Annotated in this window: 3 protein-coding genes; 2 read left to right on the forward strand and 1 reads right to left on the reverse strand. The window is 61.7% G+C overall.

From position 1 onward, the window contains the following. A partial coding sequence (locus WBP53_RS00005; RefSeq protein ID WP_423924666.1) for an isocitrate/isopropylmalate family dehydrogenase occupies positions 1-246 on the forward strand: 246 nt, incomplete at its 5' end. Here the strand turns inward: WBP53_RS00005 and thiD are convergent. Then, a complete protein-coding gene (thiD, locus tag WBP53_RS00010; RefSeq protein WP_423924668.1) occupies positions 227-1,054 on the reverse strand; it encodes a bifunctional hydroxymethylpyrimidine kinase/phosphomethylpyrimidine kinase in 828 nt (275 codons plus the stop codon). The genes WBP53_RS00005 and thiD overlap by 20 nt on opposite strands. 203 nt (positions 1,055-1,257) lie before the next feature. Between thiD and WBP53_RS00015 the strand changes: the two genes are divergently transcribed. Continuing rightward, complete coding sequence (locus tag WBP53_RS00015) at positions 1,258-2,451, forward strand: hypothetical protein (protein WP_423924670.1); 1,194 nt, start codon at positions 1,258-1,260, stop codon at positions 2,449-2,451. Positions 2,452-2,540 lie beyond the last annotated feature (89 nt).

Here is a 2,540-nt window from a genome sequence, read left to right on the forward strand (position 1 = left end):
GCCATATTCGAAGCCGTGCATGGCTCGGCGCCAGATATTGCCGGAAAGGGTGTGGCCAATCCCTGTGCCCTGCTGCTCGGAGCAGCCCAGATGCTCAGTCACCTTGGGCTGGAGGATCAGGCGCTGAAGGTCCGCACCGCGATTCGCGACACGCTCGAAGCACGCGATTCCCTGACTCCCGATCTCGGCGGCACTGGAAATACGCAAGGGTTCACCGATGCGTTGATCAGGCGGATTCACGCCTGATCGTTTGCCCGGCAGCGATGTGGTCGAGGACCACGATCCTGCCGCGGCCCGGCCGGTAAGCTGCCTGCAATGCAAGATTGACGAAGTTGATCGCGGTTTCCACTGCCGCCTCCAGCGCATCACCGCGTGCGAGGCATGCAGTGATGGCGGAGGCCAGCGTGCATCCCGTGCCATGGCCTTCCGCATTGATCCGCGGATGGCTGAACCAGCGCACGCCATGCTCACTGACCAGTACGTCATGAACCTGTGCTCCGGCCAGGTGCCCGCCTTTCAGCAGGACGGCCGCGGCCCCCAGTCGGTGCAGTTCCCAGGCGGCCTCGAGCAGGCTTTCGCGATTGCGCAGACGCCTGCCCAGCAGTTGTTCGGCTTCCGGAAGGTTGGGGGTAAGCAGGTCGGCCCGAGGCAGCAGGTGCTGGCGAATAGCCGATACCAACTGGCCACGTGCGAGATTGGCGCCGCTGGTGGCGACAAGTACCGGGTCGACGACCAGCGGGATATGCAGCTTCTTGTCGAGCGCGTTCCTGATGCAACGTGCGATTGCGGCGGTTCCCAGCATGCCCGTCTTGATTGCGGAGACGCGGAAGTCGCCCAGCACGGCCTCGATCTGGGTACGCACGGTGCGGGTCGCAATCATCTGCACGTCGGTAACGTGCCGGGTGTTTTGGGCCGTTACCGCCGTAATGGCACTGGTCCCGTGTACGCCCAGGGCGGCAAACGTGCGCAAGTCTGCCTGGATGCCGGCACCGCCGCCGGAATCCGAGCCGGCAATGGTCATTGCGATGGGCGGCGAGGGTTGCTGATCTGACATGGCTTGCCTTGTTGGTTTTGTGCAACACGGAGGCGTCATGCTGGACCCGAAGGGTCGGCCACCGGAGCTCGGAAAATACTTGGTGAACCAAGCCACACGCTGGGAGATTCTCAGGTGTTGCGTACTTGACCCGTTGTTGCTTTTACGCCAATATCCGCCTTGAATTAGAACACACCTCCTTCCCTAACCGCAGCAACAGGGCAATGCAGCGGGCAATAGCAGCAGCAGAAGCAAGATTGATGGGAGTGCTCGGCCTCGTGCTGACACTCCCGCTCTCCTTTTCAGCGAGTGCCGCGACCCCGCCGGGTTTGCAGCAACAGCCTGCCGTGGCCGCAACAAACAGCGAAGCCGTACCGGAACGCTGGCGCAACTATGCCCTGTCGAGTATTACCCCCGGATTCTCCTGGGCTCCCGTTTCCGTCAGCGAAGCGCCACGAGTAACCGACACGACTGGCATCGACGCTTACGTTGCCCTCGCTTTCGGCTCCATTGCCGATCGGCCGATTTCCAGCCTCAACCTGTCGGTCGCGCAGGCAGTGGTCGGCGAGCGCGCACAGGCATTGTCCAGTCAACAGCTTGAAATCGCTGCTGATCTTCCCGGTGTTGGCCTGATGAGAACCGTGGTCGCACCCTCCTGGGTAACGCGTTGGGGCGAGCAGGGGTTGGTCGGCGTTACGGCCGTTCTCGCATACCAGCGCTTCGCAACACTCGGAATGGGCGAGGCCTATCTCAATGAAGGCATGCCGCTCTGGCCGGTGGTTCCAGGCGAGACATCGTACGGTGCGGGTTTGCGCATGGACATTGGCAATTCCCTGGTCGACAAGCTGAGCTGGAGTGCTGCAATTCAGTCGCAAGTCGACATGGATTCGCTGAATTCGCTGCGCGGTGTCTACTCCGATCCGGGGCAGTTCGACATTCCCGCCAGCGCCAGTTTCGGCCTGAGCTATGCGTTGACGCCTGCTCTGAGTTTCGATGTCGGTGCCGAGCGCGTCATGTACAGCCAGGTGACACCGTTTACGAGCCCGGCCTTGCCGAGACATTTCCTGGCCTTGCTTGGTAGTGGCGCAAGCCCCGACTTCGCCTGGGAGAATCTGACCGTCTATTCGGCCGGCTGGACCCTCAGTGATGCTCGCATCGGTATATTCGAACTGCGCTACACGACTCGCCAGCAGCCAGAACCCACTTCAGACCTGCTGCGCACGGCACTGGGTGTCGACACGGCTGATCACACGATCGGATTCGGATATTCCAAGGCCACCGGTCGCAGCTCGATGTTCAGCCTGCAAGCGGTCTACTCGAGCGCTCCGTACTTCCTCGGCGTGCCCAGCTATCGTTCGAGCAATCGATATACCGGTAGCCAGTTCGAGTACGAAGCGGCCTGGACCATGCGGTTCTGATCGACTCGATCCGCAGGGCTTTGTCGGAAACCTGCCTGCTCTCATTTTTAGCCTTCCCGAAGTCCTCCTGACAGGCGCATGCGCGGCTG

The organism is Dokdonella sp. (assembly GCF_049593775.1).
In the GTDB taxonomy this organism is placed as follows: domain Bacteria; phylum Pseudomonadota; class Gammaproteobacteria; order Xanthomonadales; family Rhodanobacteraceae; genus Dokdonella.

Coding starts and splice junctions, on each gene's coding strand:
- WBP53_RS00015 (WP_423924670.1), top strand. CDS start 1,258: ATGCAGCGGGCAATAGCAGCAGCAGAAGCAAGATTGATGGGAGTGCTC.
- thiD (WP_423924668.1), bottom strand. CDS start 1,054: ATGTCAGATCAGCAACCCTCGCCGCCCATCGCAATGACCATTGCCGGC.